This window comes from Janthinobacterium pasteuri, from assembly GCF_051380775.1.
Lineage (GTDB): Bacteria > Pseudomonadota > Gammaproteobacteria > Burkholderiales > Burkholderiaceae_D > Janthinobacterium.
In genome coordinates this window covers 339650-360188 of record NZ_JBNYXS010000002.1, presented here as the reverse complement: position 1 = coordinate 360188, position 20539 = coordinate 339650, and the positions used below count along the sequence as shown (strand labels likewise).

General features: G+C 62.9%; 20 protein-coding genes and 1 tRNA gene. 12 read left to right on the top strand and 9 right to left on the bottom strand.

From position 1 onward, the window contains the following. Window positions 1–30: 30 nt before the first annotated feature. The 5 genes from ACQ4WN_RS04095 (at window position 31) to ACQ4WN_RS04075 (ending at window position 4323) form a co-directional block, all read left to right on the top strand. A complete protein-coding gene (locus tag ACQ4WN_RS04095) occupies window positions 31–651 on the top strand; it encodes a biliverdin-producing heme oxygenase (RefSeq protein ID WP_436550371.1) in 621 nt (206 codons plus the stop codon). After that, a complete protein-coding gene (locus ACQ4WN_RS04090) occupies window positions 651–1808 on the top strand; it encodes a TonB family protein (protein WP_436550370.1) in 1158 nt (385 codons plus the stop codon). The genes ACQ4WN_RS04095 and ACQ4WN_RS04090 overlap by 1 nt, the downstream gene beginning before the upstream one ends. Window positions 1809–1993: 185 nt before the next feature. Next, window positions 1994–2803, top strand: a complete 810-nt coding sequence (locus ACQ4WN_RS04085; RefSeq protein ID WP_436550369.1) for a methionine ABC transporter ATP-binding protein — start codon at window positions 1994–1996, stop codon at window positions 2801–2803. After that, a complete protein-coding gene (locus ACQ4WN_RS04080) occupies window positions 2796–3470 on the top strand; it encodes a methionine ABC transporter permease (RefSeq protein WP_436550368.1) in 675 nt (224 codons plus the stop codon). Before ACQ4WN_RS04085 ends, ACQ4WN_RS04080 begins: the two co-directional genes overlap by 8 nt. Before the next feature lie 25 nt (window positions 3471–3495). Then, on the top strand, window positions 3496–4323 hold the full coding sequence (locus ACQ4WN_RS04075) for a MetQ/NlpA family ABC transporter substrate-binding protein (protein ID WP_436550367.1): 828 nt from the start codon (window positions 3496–3498) through the stop codon (window positions 4321–4323). A 91-nt stretch (window positions 4324–4414) separates the two neighbouring features. Here ACQ4WN_RS04075 and ACQ4WN_RS04070 read toward each other — a convergent pair whose 3' ends face one another. Further along, on the bottom strand, window positions 4415–5029 hold the full coding sequence (locus ACQ4WN_RS04070) for an OmpW/AlkL family protein (protein WP_436550366.1): 615 nt from the start codon (window positions 5027–5029) through the stop codon (window positions 4415–4417). 370 nt (window positions 5030–5399) lie between these two features. On the opposite strand from ACQ4WN_RS04070, the gene fur reads away from it, so the two are divergent. From fur to ACQ4WN_RS04035, 7 genes are all read left to right on the top strand, one after another. After that, window positions 5400–5840 (top strand): ferric iron uptake transcriptional regulator, encoded by a 441-nt coding sequence (fur, locus tag ACQ4WN_RS04065; protein ID WP_099763157.1) that lies wholly within the window; start codon window positions 5400–5402, stop codon window positions 5838–5840. A 74-nt stretch (window positions 5841–5914) separates the two neighbouring features. Then, window positions 5915–6280, top strand: a complete 366-nt coding sequence (locus tag ACQ4WN_RS04060) for a MerR family transcriptional regulator (protein WP_436550365.1) — start codon at window positions 5915–5917, stop codon at window positions 6278–6280. 59 nt (window positions 6281–6339) lie between these two features. Next, complete coding sequence (locus ACQ4WN_RS04055; RefSeq protein WP_436550364.1) at window positions 6340–6930, top strand: NAD(P)H-dependent oxidoreductase; 591 nt, start codon at window positions 6340–6342, stop codon at window positions 6928–6930. A gap of 180 nt (window positions 6931–7110) precedes the next feature. After that, the gene (locus ACQ4WN_RS04050) at window positions 7111–8322 is read left to right on the top strand and encodes a SpoIIE family protein phosphatase (protein ID WP_436550363.1); all 1212 of its coding nucleotides are present in this window, start codon (window positions 7111–7113) and stop codon (window positions 8320–8322) included. A 64-nt stretch (window positions 8323–8386) separates the two neighbouring features. Next, window positions 8387–8944: a SiaB family protein kinase gene (locus tag ACQ4WN_RS04045; RefSeq protein ID WP_436550362.1), complete on the top strand. Its 558-nt coding sequence runs from the start codon at window positions 8387–8389 to the stop codon at window positions 8942–8944. A 22-nt stretch (window positions 8945–8966) separates the two neighbouring features. Continuing rightward, complete coding sequence (locus ACQ4WN_RS04040; protein ID WP_436550361.1) at window positions 8967–9365, top strand: DUF1987 domain-containing protein; 399 nt, start codon at window positions 8967–8969, stop codon at window positions 9363–9365. Between the two features lie 3 nt (window positions 9366–9368). Continuing rightward, entirely contained in the window at window positions 9369–10109 is a 741-nt protein-coding gene (locus ACQ4WN_RS04035; RefSeq protein WP_436550360.1) for a GGDEF domain-containing protein, read from the top strand. Window position 10110: 1 nt separating this feature from the next. On the opposite strand, the gene ACQ4WN_RS04030 is transcribed toward ACQ4WN_RS04035, so the two are convergent. From ACQ4WN_RS04030 to fdnG, 8 genes are all read right to left on the bottom strand, one after another. Beyond that, window positions 10111–10824 carry a substrate-binding periplasmic protein gene (locus ACQ4WN_RS04030; RefSeq protein ID WP_436550359.1) on the bottom strand — a complete coding sequence of 238 codons (714 nt, stop codon included), beginning with the start codon at window positions 10822–10824 and terminating at the stop codon, window positions 10111–10113. A 173-nt stretch (window positions 10825–10997) separates the two neighbouring features. Beyond that, a tRNA-Sec gene (locus ACQ4WN_RS04025) sits at window positions 10998–11093 on the bottom strand. Window positions 11094–11112: 19 nt separating this feature from the next. After that, window positions 11113–13068, bottom strand: a complete 1956-nt coding sequence (gene selB / locus ACQ4WN_RS04020; RefSeq protein WP_436550358.1) for a selenocysteine-specific translation elongation factor — start codon at window positions 13066–13068, stop codon at window positions 11113–11115. Continuing rightward, window positions 13065–14474, bottom strand: a complete 1410-nt coding sequence (gene selA, locus ACQ4WN_RS04015; RefSeq protein WP_436550357.1) for an L-seryl-tRNA(Sec) selenium transferase — start codon at window positions 14472–14474, stop codon at window positions 13065–13067. Before selA ends, selB begins: the two co-directional genes overlap by 4 nt. Beyond that, entirely contained in the window at window positions 14471–15526 is a 1056-nt protein-coding gene (gene fdhE / locus ACQ4WN_RS04010; protein ID WP_436550356.1) for a formate dehydrogenase accessory protein FdhE, read from the bottom strand. The genes selA and fdhE overlap by 4 nt, the downstream gene beginning before the upstream one ends. 150 nt (window positions 15527–15676) lie before the next feature. Beyond that, window positions 15677–16348 (bottom strand): formate dehydrogenase subunit gamma, encoded by a 672-nt coding sequence (locus ACQ4WN_RS04005; RefSeq protein ID WP_436550355.1) that lies wholly within the window; start codon window positions 16346–16348, stop codon window positions 15677–15679. Then, window positions 16335–17258: a formate dehydrogenase subunit beta gene (gene fdxH, locus ACQ4WN_RS04000; protein ID WP_436550354.1), complete on the bottom strand. Its 924-nt coding sequence runs from the start codon at window positions 17256–17258 to the stop codon at window positions 16335–16337. Before fdxH ends, ACQ4WN_RS04005 begins: the two co-directional genes overlap by 14 nt. 13 nt (window positions 17259–17271) lie before the next feature. Next, on the bottom strand, window positions 17272–20343 hold the full coding sequence (gene fdnG, locus ACQ4WN_RS03995) for a formate dehydrogenase-N subunit alpha (protein WP_436550353.1): 3072 nt from the start codon (window positions 20341–20343) through the stop codon (window positions 17272–17274). Window positions 20344–20539: the final 196 nt, after the last annotated feature.

The following is a 20539-nucleotide window of genomic DNA, read 5'->3' as shown; positions in this document are numbered from 1 at the left end:
TTCATCCTTATAATAGAGAGCAGATATTCCATGCATGCAGCAAGCGACACCACCAGCACCTTGAACGACCTTCCGATCAACGCAAGCCCAACTCGCAGCCAGCGCCTGAAAGCCGACACCATGGCCACCCACGAATTGCTGGACCAGCGCATCATGGCTAGCGCGCCGTTTTCCAGCCGCGACAATTACGCGCGCTTCCTGCAGGCGCAGTACGCCTTCCTGCGCGATGTCGACGCGCTGTACGACAACGCGCAACTGGCCGCCCTGCTGCCAGACCTGGAACAGCGCCGCCGCTACGCCAGCATCGCCGCAGACCTGCGCGACCTCGATACCGCGCTGCCAGCCGATGCTGCCACGGCGCCGTTCGACGCGCAGCTGGACCTGGCCACGGCGCTGGGCTGGCTGTACGTGAGCGAAGGCTCGAAGCTGGGCGCGGCCATTCTGTATAAACTGGCTGGCAAGATCGGCCTCGATGAACACCACGGCGCGCGCCACCTGGCCGGCCATCCGGACGGGCGCGCGCGCCACTGGCGCGATTTTACGTCGGTGCTCGATACGGCCGTCCTTGACGATGCGGGCGAAGCGCGCGTGATCGACGGCGCGCGCGCCGCCTTCCTGCGCATGCTAGGCCACGTGGAGGCCTGCGCCTGATGCAAGAGCCAGTCATCCAGACCGGCGCGCAAGCGCATACGGCACGGCTGCGCCGCTGGGCCTGGACGGCCGCCGGCATGCTGATGGTCGCGCTGGGCGTGATCGGCGCCATGCTGCCCGTCATGCCGACGACGATCTTCCTGATCCTGGCGCTGGCCTGTTTCAGCCGCGCCTCGCCACGCCTGGAGCACTGGCTGCTGCACCACCCGCGCTTCGGCGCGCCGCTGCGCCAGTGGCGCGAACACCGCGCCGTGTCGCGCCGCGGCAAAGTGCTCGCCTGCCTGGGCATGGCCATCGGCTTTATCGCCATGTGCCTCGGCCATCCGCCATGGTGGGTGATTGTCCTTGTAGCAACGATGGAAATCGCCGTGATCATCTATCTGCTGCGCCGACCAGATGGGCCGGCGCCGGCGCCGGCGCCAGCAGCAGAAAAGACGCCGCCGGCGCAATGGCACAAGCCGCTGACCATCGCCACCGTCTTCGCCATGCATGGCGCGCTGCTGGCATGGGCGCTGTACCAGCACGCTCCCGCAACGCCCGTGCTGGCCATCGCGCCCGACGCGACGCAGCCGTCCATGCTGCTGTATCTGCCAGCCGCGGCCCCGCCGCGCCCTCTGGAGCAGAATCTTGCTGAACAGGCCAGCGCCGCGGCCGCGCCGTCGCGCGCCCTTGCCAAAAAAGCAGTACCAGCCATGCCGCAATTCGTGCCGCCGCAGCCGGATGCGGCGCCCATGCCGCCACAGGCCGAGGCCGTCGCGGCTCTCGCCGAGGTGCGCCATGCCCCCGTCTCGCCGGTGCCGGCGGCCACGGCGTCGGTCGCGGCGGCGCCGCCCTCGCCTGCCCTGCCACCTGCGCCGCAGGAGCTGCGCAGCGGCGTATCGAGCTGGGAAGGCAAGGTGCTGGCGCGCATGGAGCGTTTCCGCCGCTATCCGACGGCGTCGCGCGCGAAGCAGGAACAGGGCGTGGTGTATCTGCGCTGCCGCATCGACCGCGACGGCCAGGTACTGGCGGCCAGCATCGAGCGCAGTTCCGGTTCCGCAGCCCTGGATCAGGCTGCGCTAGACACCTTGCAACGGGCAGCGCCACTGCCGCGCATCCCCAAGGAACGGCCGGAGCCGCTGGAATTATCGATTCCCGTCGAATTTTCCATCGGCTGATCGCACAAAAACCGCTTTTACTCTCGCCAAAAACCTATATAGACATTATTTGCATATTCAAAGCAAGATTCTGTCGTAGGAGTAATAACACGATCGGAGGTATACTACGCAACCGACGTAACAGGCCGGGCGATGTGGCCCCTGCAAGCAAGCCTGTCACGGTCCAATAAAAAAGGAAACACTGCATGACCACACCACACCGTACGCCGGTGATTCGCATCGACGGCGCGAACAAGACCTTCGCGCTGCCCAAGGGCGAACAATTCCACGCGGTCAAATCGGTCACGCTGGAAGTCTATCCCGGTGATATTTTCGGCCTGATCGGCAAGAGCGGCGCCGGCAAATCGACATTGCTGCGCCTGATTAACCTGCTCGAGCGTCCCGACAGCGGCACCATTACCGTGGCCGGGCGTGAACTGACCCGCCTGGGCAAGAGCGCATTGCGCGACGCGCGCCAGAACATCGGCATGATTTTCCAGCAATTCAATTTGCTGCAAAACGCCAGCGTCTTCGACAACGTCGCCTTCCCCTTGAAAATCCATGGCACGACCAAGGGCGAGCAGATCGCCGCCCGCGTCGAGGAATGCCTGGCGCTCGTAGGCCTGTCCGACAAGCTGCACAGCTATCCGGCGCAATTGTCGGGCGGGCAGAAACAGCGCGTGGCGATTGCGCGCGCCCTGGCCAGCCACCCGGACGTGCTGCTGTGCGACGAGCCGACGTCCGCCCTGGACGCGGAAACCACGCGCGCCCTGCTCGACACTTTGCGTGACATCAATGCGCGCTTGAAAGTGACCATCGTCATCGTCAGCCATGAACTGTCGGTGCTGGGCGCCATCTGCAACCGCGTGGCCGTCGTGGAAAACGGTGCCATCGCCGAACAATTCGATTTGAGCGACACGGCCACCCCGCGCAAGACGGCGTTGGGACGCGAGCTGGCGTATTACGGCACCGAGGCGTTTGAAGCCACCGCATGGAAGGATGCAACACATGTTTGAAGAATCGATCAATAACGTCATCAAGCTGCTGCCGGAAATCTGCGTGGCGCTGGGCCAGACCATGACCATGCTGGGCATCGGATTGAGCGCCGCCATCCTGATCGGCGGCCCGCTGGGCATTGTGCTGTTCCTCGTCTCGGAAGGCCAGTCGCTGGAAAACCGTCCGCTGTCGACGATTTTGGGCTGGCTGGTAAATACCGTGCGCAGCTTCCCCTTCATCATTTTGCTGGTCGCCCTGACGCCGTTTACGCGCATCATCGCGGGCACCTCGATTGGCCCGCTGGCAGCTGCCGTGCCGCTGTCGTTTGCCGCCATTCCCTACCTGGCGCGCCTGGTGGAACAGAACCTGCGCGAAGTGCCGCGCGGCGTGATCGAGGCGGCGCACGCCATGGGCGCCTCGGAAATGCAGATCATTTTCCGCGTGCTGCTGGTGGAAGCGCGCTCCGGCCTGGTGCTGGCGCTGACCGTGCTGTCGATCAGCTTCCTGTCGTATTCGGCCGTGGCCGGCGTGGTGGGCGGCGGCGGCATCGGTGACCTGGCCATCCGCTACGGCTACTACCGCTTCGAGACGGACATCATGGTCGCCACCGTGGCCATCCTGATCGTGCTGGTGCAAACCATCCAGTTCGCCGGCACGCGCATCGCCAGGCGCCTCGACAAACGTTAATTCATATTCAGAAACAAGGACCTACATGAACCACCTTCGCCGCACCCTGCTCCTGGCCGCCACCAGCCTGGCCTTTGCCACCGCCGCCCACGCCAAGGACCCGAAAGAACTCGTCATCGGCACCAGCTCCGGCCCGTATTCCGACCAGCTGAAGCTGGGCATCAAGCCTATCCTGGAAAAACAGGGTTACAAGGTCAGGATCGTCGAATTCAACGACTACGTGCAGCCGAACTACGCGCTGGCCGAAGGCTCGCTGGACGCCAACGTGTTCCAGCACATCGTCTACCTGACCAAGTTCGCCACCGATAACAAGCTGCCATTGAGCGCATTGATCACCGTGCCGACCATGCCCATCGGCCTGTACGGCGGCAAGCAAAAAACCCTGGCCGAAGTGAAGAACGGCGCCACCATCACCATGCCGAACGACCCGACCAACCAGGCGCGCGCGCTGGTCATGCTGGCCAAGATGGGCTGGATCAAGCTGAAACCGAACGTCGACCCGCTGCGCGCTTCCGAGCGCGACGTGCTGGAAAACACGAAGAAACTGAAACTGGTGCCGCTGGAAGCGGCGCAGCTGCCACGTTCGCTGGCGGACGCGGACTACGCCTTCGTCAATGGCAACTTCGCCCAAGCCGCCGGCATGAAGCTGACCTCGGCCCTCGCCGTGGAAAAAATCTCGGACAGCTACATCAACCTGGTGGCCATCCGCACGGCCGACAAGGCCAAACCATGGGTCAAGGACCTGGAAGCGGCTTACCGCTCGCGCGCCTTCCTCGACGCGACGAATAAATACCTGCCTGGCTACGAAAAGACGGATTACCAGCTGACGCTGGAAAAGACGCTGAAAAAATAATCCGGCGCATGTCATGCAAAAAGGACGGCCAGGTGCAAACCCGGCCGTCCTTTTTTATTCTGCGCGCCACACGGGCGCCGTCATGCCATGCTTAGAAGCGGTAGCCTACGCCTACGCCGATCAGGATAGGATCAACTTTGACTTCGCTGATCTTGGCGCCAGCAGCGGTCATGACATCGCTGCGGATCTGCACTTTCTTGATGTCGAAGTTCAAGGACCAGTTTTTGTCCAGTTTGTAGTCGACACCGGCTTGCAGCGAGTAACCCCAGCTGTCGTGTTCCAGGCGCAGGCCGCCCAGTTTGACATCCGACATGGTCGTGTAGTTGATACCGGCACCCAGGTAAGGGCTGAACTGTTTTTCAGGCATGAAGTGGTATTGCAGCGACAGGGTCGGCGGCAGATGCTTGAAGGTGCCGACCTGGCCGCCATCGAGCTTGACGTCATGCTTTTGCGGGTAGGTCAGGATCAGCTCGGCAGCGATGTTCGGTGTGAAGAAATACGAAATATCGATTTCAGGAATCGTCTTGCTGCTGACCGTCAAACGGTCGGATGCACCGACACCACCAACAGGAGCAGATTTATCGGCCGGATCGATGTGCACGGCACGGGCGCGCACCAGCCATGGGCTTTCCTGCGCCATAGCATTGCCGGCGAATGCGCCGATGGCGGCCAGGACGATTGCTGCTGCAGTTGCGGACGTTTTCATTATGTTTTCCTCTGTCGTTAAGTAACGCTGCGAAGTCTAAGAGTGCAGTGCAACAAAAACTTTGATCCACATCAAATAGTGCTAGATGGCATCACTAGTGGGATTTTTTTCTTTGCCCAGGTCAAGAAAATGCGGCATTGCAAAAACTAAACAGCGCAATGAACAGGCTGGCGCCCGAGTCGCCAAAAACGCGCCCGCGCAGCAAATATTGTCCGCCACCAATCGTCATGTGCGCCGTTGTCAATCGATGAGTCCCTGCCTGCGCAACATGCTATTTCGCGTTCGCACGCCATAAATGAGAATAGTAATGATTATCATTTGCGATATAATGGCATATCTCGCTCAGCGATCACAAAAAGGAATGGGAGACATGGATATATTGAGGGAACTGCGTGAATCGGGCTTGAAAGTGACCATCCCCCGCTTGCGCATTCTGCAGCTGTTTCAAGAAGGGGGCATCAAGCACCTGAGTGCGGACGATGTCTACAAACTCTTGCTGGCTGAAAAAATCGACGTGGGCCTGGCCACCATCTACCGCGTGCTGATGCAGTTTGCCGAAGCGGGCATCTTGTTTCGCCGGCACTTCGAATCGGGCCATGCCGTGTTCGAACTCAATGAAGGCCAGCACCACGATCACCTGGTTTGCACGGGTTGCGGCAAGGTCGATGAATTCGTCGATGAAGGCATCGAACTGCGCCAGAATGAAATTGCCACCGAGCGGGGCTTCGTGCTGCACGAGCACGCGCTGTCGCTATACGGCACCTGCGCCGAGTGCACGGCGAAGAAAGTTCCGCCGCGCAAGGCCTCCTGAGACAGCGCGCAAGGTAGCGCCTGGCAAGCCAGCTGCGCTACACTGCGTGCGCCGCAGCTCAACTAGGGACAAGCATGTACATCGGAGAAATCGCCCGCCTGGCGGGCACCTCGCCCAAGGCCTTGCGCCACTATGAAACGCTGGGCTTGCTGGGGGACGTGCGCCGCTCCGGCGCCTACCGCGTCTACACGCAGCAAGACCTGGCGCAAGTCAGACTCATACGCCAGGCGCAGGCCCTGGGTTTCCGCCTGGCCGAACTGCTGCCCATCCTGGCCGGCGACGAGACCGACTGGGCTGCCCTGTCGCACCACATCGCCGCCAAGCGCGCGCAAGTGCAGCAAGATATCGCCCGCCTGCGTCAGCTCGACGCGCAATTGGCCGACATCGACACGGAAATCCGCGATTGCCTGGCGCGCCAGCGCCGTCCAGCGGCCGCTTGACTCTGCCACTAGGGGCAGGCTTTAGCATGCAAGCTGTTCTTTTATAGAAAGCCTGCAGCATGAGCAACATTACACACAAGCGCATTCTCATTCTTATCGGCCACCCGTCCAGCGACAGCTTCTGCGCCGCCCTGGCCGAGGCCTACGCCGCCACGGCCCGCAGCGCAGGGCACAGCGTGCGCGAACTGCGCCTGGGCCAGCTGGACTTCGACCCCATCCTGCACGAAGGCTACCGCCAGGTACAGCCGCTGGAAGCGGACTTGCTGGCCGCGCAGGAAGCCATCAGCTGGGCCGAACACCTGGTGTTCGCCTACCCGATCTGGTGGGGCGGCGCGCCGGCCCTGCTGAAAGGTTTCATCGACCGCGTCTTCCTGCCCGGCTTTGCCTTCAAGTACCGCCCCGGCAAGGCTTTCCCCGCGCAGCTGCTGAAGGGCCGCACGGCGCAGCTGCTGGTGACGATGGATACGCCGCCCTGGTATTTCCGCTGGGTCTACCACATGCCCGGCATTCACCAGCTGCGCAAGACGACCCTGGAATTTTGCGGCGTCAAACCCGTCAAGGTGACCAGTTTCGGCCCCATCCTCGATGCCAGCGAGCCGCAGCGCGCGCGCTGGCTGGCACAGGCACAGGCGCTGGCCCGCCGCCTGTAGGCCCGGCACCGGCTTGCCATGCAGCCATCTTGCATACGGTTTTGACAAGCTGGTAATGAAGCCGTCACATTCAAAGGCTACCATGATGATATTGCCTGTTTGTCAGTCGCCATGCCTTCGCGACAACAAGGGTCCGCTCGTCATGTAAAGGTAGCCGCTGTGGAGTTCAACGCTTCTCGATTGCATCTTCCCCGTTATCGCACCTCCGTGGCGTTTGATCTGTGCATACCCACGGAATCGGTGCAGGCCGACGCCAGCAATTTCGCCGTGCTGGAACTGTTCACGGAACGGCGCGACATGATGAGCCTGCCAGTCACGGAGCAGCAGAAGCCCATCGGCTTGATCAGCCGCAACATCTTCATGTCGCAGATGTCCAAGCCTTTTTATCACGAGGTGTACGGCAAGAAGAGCTGCATCGCCTTCATGGACAAGGAACCGCTGATCGTCGATGGCGCCATGAGCATCGAGGACCTCACCTTCCGTGCCGTGGAAGCGGGCGAAAAAGCGCTGGCCGATGGCTTCATCATCACCGAGGATGGTGCGCTGGCCGGCGTGGGCTTCGGCTTGCAGCTGATGAACGTGGTGGCCACCATGCAGGCCGAAAAGAACCGGCAAATCATGCACAGCATCGATTACGCCAGCGTGATCCAGCGCGCCCTGCTGCGCACCTCCGACGCGCAATTGCGCGCCACCCTGCCCGACGCCCACCTGGAATGGCAGCCGCGCGACGTCGTCGGAGGCGATTTTTACTTCTTCGAACGCCACGCAGGCGGCTGGTTCGCCGCCATCGCCGACTGCACGGGCCACGGCGTGCCGGGTGCCTTCATGACCCTGATCGCCTCGTCCGCCCTGAGCCAGGCCTTGCGCGAACTGGGGCCGAACGACCCGGCAGCCCTGATCGGCGCCGTCAGCCGCGCCATCAAGACTTTGCTGGGCCAGGACGGCGCCGGCAGTGGCAACGGCCATGCCGGCTCGAACGACGGCATGGATTGCGCCTTTCTGTGCTACGACGAGGCCAGCGCCAGCCTGCGTTTCGCGGGGGCGAAACTGGCGCTGCACGTGGCGGCGCCTGGCGAAGAGGCCGTGCGCGCCATCGATGGCGCGCGCATGGGCGTGGGCTATGTCGATACGCCGGCCGACTACTGCTGGCATAACGAAACGCTAGCCATACCCGCCGGCAGCCTGCTGTTCATCACCACCGACGGCTTGCTCGACCAGATCGGCGGTGCGCGCGACATCGCCTATGGCAAGCGGCGCATGCGCGAGCAGCTGCTGGCGCAGCGCGGCGCGCCCGCCGGTGACGTGGCGGCGGCGCTGCTGCAGGACAGCGCTGCCTGGCAGGGAGCGCAGCCGCGCCGCGACGACCTGACCTTTTTCTGTTTCCGCCTGTAGTTGGGCCCCATCGAACCACCTTATCAACAAGAAACCGGGTCACCGGCTAGCCAGGAGCACGAACGTGCTGTACGAAGAATTCAACGAGTTTTGGGATGTGGCGCGCAAGCGCAACATCATCTTTTTTTACGTGGGCTATTTCTCGCAGCACGTGGTGAGCGCCATTTCCGAAACCATCAAGGCGCGCCTCGACACGGCCGGCGCAGCCGGGCCCACGCGGCGACGCATCTTTTCCTCGTTCATCGAGATGTCGCAAAACATCATGCATTATTCCGCCGACAGCCTGACGCCCGATGCGCAGCTGGACCAGCAGATGCGGCGCGGCTCGTTTTGCATCGGCACGCGCGGCGACAGCTTTTTTCTGCTGTGCGCCAACCCGGTCTCGACCGACAACGTGGCGCAGATCCGCGCCCGCCTGGAGCCGCTGCACAGCATGTCGATGGAAGAAATCCGCCTCGCCTACAAGAAGGCCCTGCGCGAGGAAACGCCGGCCGACAGCAAAGGCGCGGGCCTGGGTTTCCTCACCATGGCGCGCGACGCCAGCGAGCCGCTGGAATTCGAATTCGTCCAGGATCCCCAGGAGCCGGGGCACACCATCTTCTGCATCAAAGCCATCATTTGAAAGAGCCGACTCAGGAAAGCATATGCAATTACCGTCACCACTGTTCATCGCCGCGACCCCGAGTTCGCCCGAAATCGACTTCCGTTTCGCGCAGCACACCCTGTCGATCAAGGGCGAGTCGTATCCGGAAAACGCGGCCGCCTTCTATGGCCCGCTGATCGCCGCCGTGCGCGCCTACCTGGACGGCTGCCGCGAGAGCAGCATCACTGTCAACGTCTCGCTGGCCTACTTCAACAGCTCCAGCACGAAGATGCTGTTTACCCTGTTCGACATCCTGAACCAGGCAGCCGTGGAGGGCAACCAGGTACGCCTGAACTGGTATCACGATGAAGACGATGACACGATCCTGGAATTTGGCCAGGAGCTGCAGCAGGACTTTACGGCCCTCGACTTCCACGACCATTCCGTGCAAGGCAGCTAGAGCATGCACGCCGCCATCTCCGAGTCCGCCCTGGAACCCGACCTGTTCACCGTGGAAGCGGCGGCGCTGGCTGCCGCGCGGCGCATGCACGCCGACGTCCATGCCAGCGGCGAAGCGCAGCGCCGCGTGCTCGGTGAACTGATCAATCACTACGAACGGCTGATGCGCGAGACGCGACGCCTGATCGGCCGCAGCGACCGCGCCGAGCGCGACATGCATTTGCTGAACCGGCAACTGCAAACCCTGGCCGGCCAGCTCGAATACCGCGCCACGCACGATCCGCTGACGGGTGCCCTGAACCGCGGCGCCGTGATCGAGCATGCTTCGCGCTGCCTGGCGCAGGGCGACATGGCCCTGATCGTGCTCGACATCGACCTGTTCAAGCAGGTCAACGACGATTTCGGCCACCCGGCCGGCGACGGCGTGATCCAGGCCGTGGTCGACTGCCTGAAGCAGTTATTAGGACAGGAAACGGCCATCGGCCGGGTCGGCGGTGAAGAGTTTTCCGTGGTCTGGCCCACCTCTTCGCGCGACGACGCGGCGACAGTGGCGCAGCGCATCTGCGAGAGCGTCGGCCGCCAGCGCCATGCGGCGCCCATCACGCGTCCCATCACCGTCAGCGTGGGTCTGAGCTGGAACCGCGCCGGCACCGCCTTCGAGACGGCCTACAGCCATGCCGACCAGGCCCTGTACCAGGCCAAGCGCGAAGGACGCAACTGCGTGCGCCAGTGGCTGACAAGCTGAATCAGCGGCTATGATTGCGCGCCATGCTGCCTTCGCGGCGCATGGCGGCTGCCGCGCGCTGCATGGCCGCCACCTGCGCCTCGGGCACCTTGAGGTTACAGGCCAGGTAAGTCTGCACGCGATTAAAGGTCAGCAGCGGCTCCACCTTGCCCTCCCACTCCTTGCTGGCAAACGGCTTGCTGCCCACCGCCATGCCCACGGCCCACAGATCGATGCGCCCGAGCAGCAGTTTTTGCGGATTGAGCCACTCCTGCGTCACGGGCGCCACGCTCAGACCACGCTGGCGCAGGTAGTCGTCGCGCGCGTCGCCCAGCACCGTGCCGATCACCAGTCCGCGCGCATCGGCCAGCGTGCGCAGCGTCAGATGCCGCTCGACCAGGCCATACAGCACCCACTCCGCTTCGTTGAGGGGGCCGATCCAGTGAAATTGCGCTTCGCGCTCTTGCGTGCGGGTGGTGGAAAAGATGCAGGTATCAAGCTCGCGCAGCGCCTGCGCATACGCGCGCTTCCACGGCAGCAATTCGATACTGTAGGCAATACCGGCGCGCGCCATGATGTCGCGCACCTTCGTGGTTTCACGCCCAACGACAACATTACCTTCCATCATGCTCGATGGCGGCAAGTGCTCGCCAACGATGCGCAGGCCAGCCGCCGCGGCCAGCGCCGGCATCAGCAGCGCCACTGCCAGCAGCCGTGCCATGCTTGCTTGTTTCATACTTGCCTTCTTCCACTGCAGGGCATACGCGTCCCTGCCACCAGCAGGATGGTACCATCGGCCCCCGCCAAGCATAGTCAAAGTATTGTCAATTAAACCATTTTTTTTCCACAACGTGGCTCCGGGCCAACGCTGGGATCATCATGCAAGGGAAAGGTGGCGAGAAAAATAACTGGCGGAAAACAGTAGGAGTCGAACCTACGGGAGAACGTCTGACGCCCTCCACCGGGTTTGAAGCCCGGCCACATCACCGGATGAGTGTGCTTTCCGCGGTGCCTGAGCTAGCTGCTAGCTGTTGGGCAAGGCTGCACTATAGGACCACAGCGCTTGCGGGCGCAATAGATGCCCATTGCCAACACGGCGAGTATAACCGACGCGGTCAAAGAATTCCAGGACCTGGATCGCCCGCTTGCGGCCCAGGCCGCTGGCGTCGCGGAAGGTGGCCGCACCCACGGCCCCATTGCCGGCCGGCAAGCCGCCAACCTCTTCCGCCACTAGTGCCAATTCCCGCACCAGTTGCGCCAGCTCGGCCAGCGCCGCCTGATGATAGAACAGGTCATGCACAACCTGGCTGATCAGCCCTGCTTTGGCAAGTTTGCGCAACAGCCGGCGGGTGTCGTCCTCGGCCAGGCCGGAGTCGCGCGCCAGGTCGCGCGTCCAGGGCGGCTCGAAGCGCCCCTGCAGCAAAGCCGCCAGCAAGGGTTCGGCCAGCGTTTGCTCCTGCGGCGTCAGTTCCACGCTGTGCGTCGGCAGATGCAGGCTGGCGCCGCGCGCCTGGAGTTCGCCGCGCGCCAGCAAGCCTTCGACCAGATGACTCCACAAGGCGTCTTCCATCTCCGCGTCGACGATGCGCTTCAGGCGCCACAGTTCCGGCCCCGCCTCATCGGGCGCGCGCGCGTGGAAGGCTTCCAATGCGGCCAGCATCCTCTCTTCCAGTGCTGCCTGCGCCGCCGGCGCCAGCAGCAGGGCGTCGCCACCGCGCAGGGCGATGCGCCGCGTATCGGCCGGCAGCGCGATGACGTTCGCCGGCAGCAGCGACAGGCGCACCAGCAGCGACTCGCGCAAGCCCAGCGGGCTTTGCGCCAGCAGCGCCGCATAATCGCCCTGCGCGACAAACGCGGCCAGCGCGTCCAGCCAGGCAAGCCTGGCCGGGCTGCGGCGCTTGCGCGCAGGGCCGAACGGGTCAAGCACCATGCCGCCGCCCACCGTCTGCGTCGCTTGCGCATTGCGCACGACGAAACGGTCGCCCGGCACGCCGTGCATGGGAGACTCGAACACCAGTTGTACCCTGCCCGTCTGTCCCGGCGACAGGGTCTCGCCATCGAGCATGACGGCGCGCGCCAGCTGGTGCGCCGCGCCCAGATGCACGTGCAGCGGCGACCAGGCTTTCAATTGCACGCCGGCGTCGGGCAGCAAAGTCAGCTCCACGTCGATGCGCTCCGAGCATTGCGCCAGTTCCGGCGCGACGATCCAGTTGCCCCGTTCGATGCGTTCGCGGTCGATGCCGGCCAGGTTCAGCGCCAGGCGCTGGCCCGCCATGCCCGTCTCGGCCGCGCGGTTTTGCGCATGGATACTGCGCACGCGCGCACTTGCGCCGCCGGGTGCCAGCTGCAGGGTGTCCCCCACCCTGGCCATGCCGGCCAGCGCCGTGCCGGTGACGATGGTGCCCTGTCCCGACAAGGTAAACACGCGGTCCACGCCCAGGCGGAACAAGCGCCGTTCATCGCGCTGCGGCAGGCTGCGCGACACTTGCGTCAAGTGCGCCAGCAAGGCGGCCACGCCGGCATCGTTATCACGGCTGGCGGCCGTGGGAAAGATGGGGCTGCCCGCAAGTGGCGAGCCGTCGAGTAACGCCTCGATGTCGGCCGCCACCTGCGCCACGCGGGGCCCGTCGGCGCGGTCGATCTTGGTCAGCGCCACGGCGCCCCGCGTCACGCCCAGCAGCTGCAAAATGGCCAGGTGCTCGTGCGTCTGCGGCATGATGCCATCGTCGGCCGCCACCACCAGCAGGGCAAAGTCGATGCCCGTCACGCCGGAAGCCATGGTGCGGATGAATTTTTCGTGGCCGGGCACGTCGATCACGCCCAGCACCGTGCCGTCGGCCAGCGGCAGATAGGCATAACCGAGTTCAATCGAGATGCCGCGCGCCTGCTCTTCCTTCAGGCGGTCCGTGTGCACGCCCGTCAGCGCGCGCGTGAGCGTCGTCTTGCCATGGTCGATATGGCCTGCGGTGCCGACGATCATGCGGCCAACTCGTCGAGCTGCGCGATGAAGATCGTCTGGTGCGCCGCTTCCAGGCAGCGCAAGTCCAGCCACAAGGCATCTTGCCCGATGCGCCCGATCACGGGGCACGGCAAGGCGCGCAGGCGCTGTTCCAGCGTTCCCAATGGATTGCTCAGGCGCGAGCCGGAAGCGCTGCGGATGGCCAGGCCAAAGCTGGGCAACTGGTCGACGGGCAAGGCGCCGCTGCCGATCTGGCTTTTCATGGCTTCGGCGGTGACAACGTAGGCTTTTCCCAGCACCTGCTGCAACGGCGGCAGCAGGGCTTGCGCCTGCTCGCGCATGGCGGCCGCGGGGCGCGTCAACAGACGCAAGGTGGTCAGACGTTCGGCCAGCAAGTCCGGCGCACGGTACAACTGCAGCACGGGGGCCAATGCGGCCAGGGTCAGCTTGCCGACCCGCAGCGCGCGTTTCAGGGGGTTGCGCTTGATCTTCGCGATCAGGTCGGCGCGCCCGACGATGACGCCGCATTGGGGGCCGCCCAGCAACTTATCGCCGCTGAAGGTCACCAGGTCGGCGCCCGCTGCGATGGTTTCGCGCACCGTCGTTTCATGCGGCAAGCCATACTGGGCCAGGTCGACCAGGGTGCCGCTGCCCAGGTCCACGGCCGTCGGCACGCCGTGTCTTGCCGCCAGCGGCACCAGTTCATCGAGTTCCACGCTTTTCGTGAAACCGGTGATCGCGTAATTGCTGCAATGAACCTTCATCAGGAGGCTGGTGTGCTCATTGATACCGTTCGCGTAGTCGTCCAGGTGCGTGCGGTTGGTGCTGCCCACTTCGCGCAGCACGGCGCCGGCACGCGTCATGACGTCGGGAATGCGGAAGGCGCCGCCGATTTCCACCAGTTCCCCGCGCGAGACGATGACTTCCCTGTTCTGCGCCAGGGTGTTCAACATCAGCAGCACGGCGGCCGCATTGTTGTTGACGACGGTGGCCGCTTCGGCCCCCGTCAGTTCGCGCAGCAATTCCTCGACCAGGTCGTCGCGGTCGCCCCGTTTGCCCGTTTCCAGGTCGAATTCCAGGTTCATCGGCGATTGCATCGCTTGCACCACGGCTTGCACGGCGGCGTCGGGCAGCAGCGCGCGGCCCAAATTCGTATGCAGCACAGTGCCCGTCAGGTTGAACACGGCGCGCAGCTGCAAGCGCGATCGTGCCAGCAGCCGTTCGTCCATGTGCGCGACGATGGCAGCAAGCGATGCGCCCTCTTCGCAGACTGCACCGGCCAGCATGGCCGCGCGCAATTCCGCCAGCACGGCGCGCGCGCAGGCCAATGTTTGCACGCGGCCGTAGTGCGCAATCAGGGCCAGGCAAGCCGCGTCGCCCAGGATGCGGTCGACCGACGGCAGGCGCACGGTTTGCCCCGTCGTCATGGTAGCGCGTCCTCGCTACTGTCGTTCTTCCCTAGCCACAGCAGCGGATTGCCGCTGGCGCGCTGGTAGCCCGCTTCGCCCACCAGCAGGTCGAGCATCAGGCTGGCCAGGTCGTCGGCCAGCGGCTCGACGTTGTAATCGTGTTCCTGGTTGAAGACCTTGCGATAAGTATGGCAGTCGTCGCAGGTTTCCGCGCGCGCCACTTTTTTAGGATCATTCGCCTTGTTGGGCAATTTGTCGTCCTTCGTCGTCACGGGGTCGAACGGCTTTGCGTCGGCCGCGTCCAGGCCCTGGTAGGCGATCTTGCCATTCTGTTCGCAGGTGGAGCACTTCACGCGCACCATATGCCATTCGCTTTCGCAGATGCCGCAGTGCAGGTAGCGGTAGCCCTGAGACTGGCCGCCGATGCGGATCACGCTGGCGACGGGATGCGAACCGCAGACGGGGCACAGGGTGCCCGTTTCCAGGTCCGGCACGCGCGCGGCGCGCAGTTCGCTGGCCGACACCGACCACAAAATTTGCAGTGCGGCGGCAACGAACGGCGCGTGCATGGGGTTCAGGTTGTCGCCGTTTTCATCGAGCACGGCATCGGCGCAGGCGTCCAGCGCTGGCGCGTCGAGCGCGCGCAGCTGGGCCAGCACCTGGGTCAGGCCGCCGGATAATGCCGGCTGGCTGGCCGCCGTGGCGGCCAGTTCATCGAGCACGCTGGCAAAGATGTCGCGCCACACTGGCGGACGGGCGCCGCTGACGGGCAGCACGGGCATGCGGTGCTGCATCGCGCGGCGCAGTGCGTCGGGGTCGGCGGCAGGCACGGCGCCGGGCGCCAGTTTCCCCACCACGGCGGCCTGCGCATCGGCCAGCGCGGCCATCAGCACCAGGTAGCCCTGCATGCCCGCATCGACGGGAATGCCCTTGATCTTGCCTTGCGCCAACTCGCGCAAGCGCAAGGCGCGCGCCTTGAACAGGCTGTCAGGCTGCGGCAGCAGCAGGCGCGGAATCGCGTTGTGGTCCAGGCCTTCGATTTCGCCTGGCTGAAGAATGCGTTGTACCAATGGAGTTTTCCCATCAAAAAAGGCCGAGCGTAGCCGGCCAGCCCATCCGGCGGATGCGGCTGTGTTTCGAAAGTATTTTAATCGATAAAAAGAAAGGGGTCAGTCCTGGGACTGACCCCGGGTAATGCCGGTGGCATCAATATCAAGAACTTAGTCTTTTGTATTGCGCATCACCGCTTCAAACCACTTCGGATGGTGCTTGCGCGCCCAGCCGTAGGTGACGGTGCCGCGCACCATGGCGCCGATCGAGCCCTTGACCCACAGCGCAGCATAGATATGCACGATGATGGCGCAGATGATGACAAAAGCACAACCGGCATGCAGCAAGGCGGCAAAACGCACCACGTCGATCGGGAAGTAGAACGCGAAATACACGCGCCAGATCACGATGCCAGACAGCAGCAATCCCAGCATGCAAGCGAGCAGCACGAAGAACAGGATCTTCTGGCCGGCATTGTATTTGCCGATCTTCGGAAGCTTTTCCTCGCGGTTGTTGAGCACGTCGTCCATCTGTTTCAGCCACTGCTTGTCGCCGTCCTCGAACTTGTTGTGGTGCCAGAAACGCACCACCAGGATCGCGAACGAAACAAACATCACCAGGCCGGCAAACGGATGCAAAATGCGCGTCCATTGGCCGCCGCCGAACAGGTTCGCCAGCCACGCCATCGATGGATGGAACATGGCCAGACCGGACAGGGCCAGCATGACGAAGGTGATGGCGGTGACCCAGTGATTCGTGCGCTCGTTCGGGTCGTAACGCTGGATCAGCGGGTTGCCATGCTTGTCGTACCGTTTTCCATCATGCAGATCATTGTGGCTCATGATGTTCCTCCCGGATGCGCGCGGCCTCTTCCAGCGCTTCGCGCTCTTCATCCTTGCTCACTTCGTTCGGACCGACACGCGTGTAATGGAAGAAGCCTGCCAGCGCCGTGGCAGCCATGCCGGCCACTGCCAGCGGCTTGGACCAGCCCTTCCAGAAGCCCACCATCGGGCTGATGCGCGGGCGTTCCGGCAAGTTCGAATACAGCTTCGGCTTGTCGGCATGGTGCAGCACGTACATCACGTGCGTGCCGCCCACGCCCAGCGGATCGTACAGGCCCGCATTCTCGAAACCGCGCGACTTCAGGTCGACGATGCGCTCTTCCGCATGCACCTTCATGTCTTCCTTGGTGCCGAAGACGATGGCGCCCGTCGGACAGGTTTTCACGCAGGCCGGTTCCTGGCCCACGGCTACGCGGTCCGAGCAGAGCGTGCACTTGTAGGCGCGGTCGTCCTTTTTCGAAATGCGCGGCACGTCGAAAGGACAGCCAGCCACGCAGTAGCCGCAACCGATGCAGTTTTCCTGGTGGAAATCGACGATGCCGTTCGTGTATTGCACGATGGCGCCCGGCGCCGGACATGCCTTCAGGCAGCCCGGGTCCTCGCAGTGCATGCAGCCATCCTTGCGGACCAGCCACTCGAGGTTGCCGTCGTTGTTTTCGTGTTCGGCAAAACGCATCACCGTCCACGATTGCGGCGTCAAGTCCGTCGGATTGTCATAGGTGCCATGGTTTTCGCCGACTTCGTCGCGCAAGTCGTTCCATTCCATGCACGCCGTCTGGCAAGCCTTGCAGCCGATGCATTTCGACACATCGATCAGCTTGGCCACGGTGCCCGTCACCGGGCTGCGCGCTTGCGGCGGCGTTACCGTGGTCGCCGACAGGCGCCGGATATCTAAGGATTGCAGTGCCATTATTGAGCTCCCATCATGCTTTTTCCACCTTCACCAGGAAGGACTTGAATTCCGGCGTTTGCGAATTCGCATCCCCCACGCCCGGCGTCAGGGTATTGATCAGATACCCAGGCTTGGCCACGCCCGTAAAGCCCCAGTGCAGCGGCAGGCCCACGGTATGCACCTGCTTGCCCTCGATCATCAAAGCCTTGATGCGCTTGGTGACCACGGCCTTGGCGATGATGTGCCCCCGTTTGGAACTGACGCGCACTTCGCCACCGGCAACGACGCCAATGCTCTTGGCCAGCTCTTCGCCGATTTCAACGAATTGCTGCGGCTGGATGATGGCGTTCAGGCGCGCATGCTTGGTCCAGTAATGGAAATGCTCGGTCAAGCGGTAGCTGGTGGCCACATGCGGATATTCCTCATGCGTGCCGAACATTTTCCGGTCATCGGCGAACACGCGCGCGGCCGGATTGCTGGTCGCCTGCGGGTTTTTCGGATGCATGGGGTTGTAGCCCAGCGGATTTTCGAACGGCTCGTAATGCTCGGGGAACGGTCCTTCGGCCATGGCGCCACGCGCAAAGAAGCGCGCCACGCCCTCGCCCAGCATGATGAACGGACCCATGCCGTTTTCCGGCGGTTCGTCGACCTTGAAGTCGGGAATATCGGCCCCGCTCCAGTTCGTGCCATTCCACTCGATCAACTTGCGCGTCGGATCGAAAGGCTTGCCCTTCAAGTCGCACGAGGCGCGGTTGTACAGCACGCGGCGGTTGGCCGGCCACGCCCAGGCCCAGCCCAGCGTCTGGCCAATGCCGGTCGGGTCGCTATTGTCGCGCCGTCCCATCTGGTTGCCCGCCTGCGTCCAGCTGCCGGCGAAGATCCAGCAACCGCTGGTGGTCGTGCCATCGTCGCGCAATTGCGCAAACGAGGCCAGCTGCTCGCCCTTCTTCACCAGCAGCTTGGTCGGATCCTTGAGATCGTACAAGTCGGCCAGTGCCTTGCCGTTGAATTCGCGGGCGATTTCTTCCGGCTGCGGGTTATGCGGCTGCGCATAATTCCACGTCAGGTTAAGAATCGGATCGGGGAACTTGCCGCCCTCTTTCTTGTACATGCTACGCATGCGCAAGAACAGGCCCGACATGATCTCCAGGTCGCTGCGCGCCTGGCCCGGCGGTTCGGCCGCCTGCCAGTGCCACTGCAGCACGCGCGAGGAACTCACCAGCGAACCGCGCTCTTCGGCGAAGCAGCTGGTCGGCAAGCGGAACACTTCCGTCATGATCTTGGTGGGATCGACTTCATGGTATTGCCCATGCGGCTTCCAGAATTCGCCCGTTTCCACGGCCAGCGGGTCCATGATGACGAGGAACTTCAGTTTCGACAGCGCTTCCGTGACCTTCTGCTTGTTCGGCGCGGAAGCCAGCACGTTGAAGCCCTGGCAGATATAGCCCGTCATCTTGCCTTGGTGCATGTTCTCGATGGCTTGCATCAAGTCATACGGCTTGTCGAGTTTTGGCAGGTAGTCGAACGCATAATTGTTCTCGGCCGTGGCGAAATCACCCCACCACGTCTTCATGAAGCTGACGTGGAATTTGCGGTAATTGCTCCAGTAGCTGAGCTGGTTCGGCCGCAGCGGCTTGGTGGCGCGCGCGGCGATATAGCCATCGAAGTCCTGTTCGGCTTCGTTGGGCAGGGTCATGTAACCTGGCAACAGGTTCGACATCAGGCCCAGGTCGGTCAGACCCTGGATGTTCGAGTGGCCGCGCAAGGCGTTCATGCCGCCGCCGGCGATACCCATATTGCCCAGCAACAACTGCACCATGGCGCCCGTGCGGATGGTTTGCGCGCCCGTCGAGTGGTGCGTCCAGCCCAGTGCGTACAGGATGGTGCCGGCGCGTCCCGGCACGGCGGTCGAAGCCAAGGCTTCCGCCACCTTGTGGAACTTGTCGGCCGAGACGCCGCACGTGCGCTCGACCATCTCGGTCGTGTAGCGCGCGTAGTGCTTCTTCATCATCTGGTAGACGCAGCGCGGGTGTTCCAGGGTCGGGTCGACCTTGGCATAACCATCGTCGCCGATCTCGTAATCCCAGGTGGCCTTGTTGGTGTACTTGCCTTTTTCTTTGTCGAAACCCGAGAACAGGCCATCTTCAAACGCATAGTCTTCGCGCACGATGAAAGGCATGTCCGTGTAGTTACGCACGTACTCATGCTGGATCTTGTCGTTCGTCAGCAGATAATTAATGATCGCGCCGAGGAAGACGATGTCCGTGCCGGTACGCGTGGCGCAGTAGTAATCTGCCACGGATGCGGTACGGGTAAAACGCGGATCGACAACGATCAGCTTGGCCTTGTTATGCGCCTTCGCTTCCGTTACCCATTTGAATCCGCAAGGATGTGCTTCTGCTGCATTGCCGCCCATGACCAAAATCACATCGGCATTCTTGATATCGACCCAATGATTCGTCATCGCGCCACGGCCAAACGTCGGGGCAAGACCTGCCACCGTCGGTCCGTGTCATACACGCGCCTGATTATCAAAGGTCAGCATCCCCATGCTGCGCACTGTCTTGTGGGTCAGGTAACCGACCTCGTTACTGCCAGCGGACGCGGCCAGCATGCCGGTGGAGAGCCAGCGGTTGACGGTCTTGCCGTCGGCATTCTTTTCGATCAGGTTGGCATCGCGGTCATCCTTCATCAGGCGCGCGATCTTGTCGAGCGCCACATCCCAGGAGATCGGTTGCCATTCCGTGCCACCCGGTGCGCGGTATTCGGGCACTTTCAGGCGGTTCGGGCTGTGGATGAAGTCGACCAGACTGGCGCCCTTCGGGCACAAGGTGCCGCGGTTCACCGGGTGATCGGCATCGCCTTCCACGTGGATGATGCTGGAGACGGCATTTTTCGCGCCGTCGCCCAGACCATACAGCAGGACGCCACATCCTACCGAACAGTAAGGACAGGTATTACGCGTCTCGGTGGTGCGAGACAGCTTGTATTGCCGCACTTCCGCCATCGCCTGGCCCGGTGCGAAACCGAGCAGGGCGAGGCTGGAACCAGCAATGGTCGCGCCAGTTACCCGAAGGAACTGGCGCCTGGACATCTGAACCATATTCAGGCCTCTATGATGTGAGTAAATAAAAAGTCATACAACGTCGTGATGGTGTCATATCACTAAGATATAAGCACCATGCCTGTGCCGTATGACAGTATTTTACCCCTCAAACCCCATCAAGGCTCAGAGCGCCGGAATAAATTGCATATAGTCAACATTATTTTATCGGTACCGAGCAGTTCCTCTAAACAAT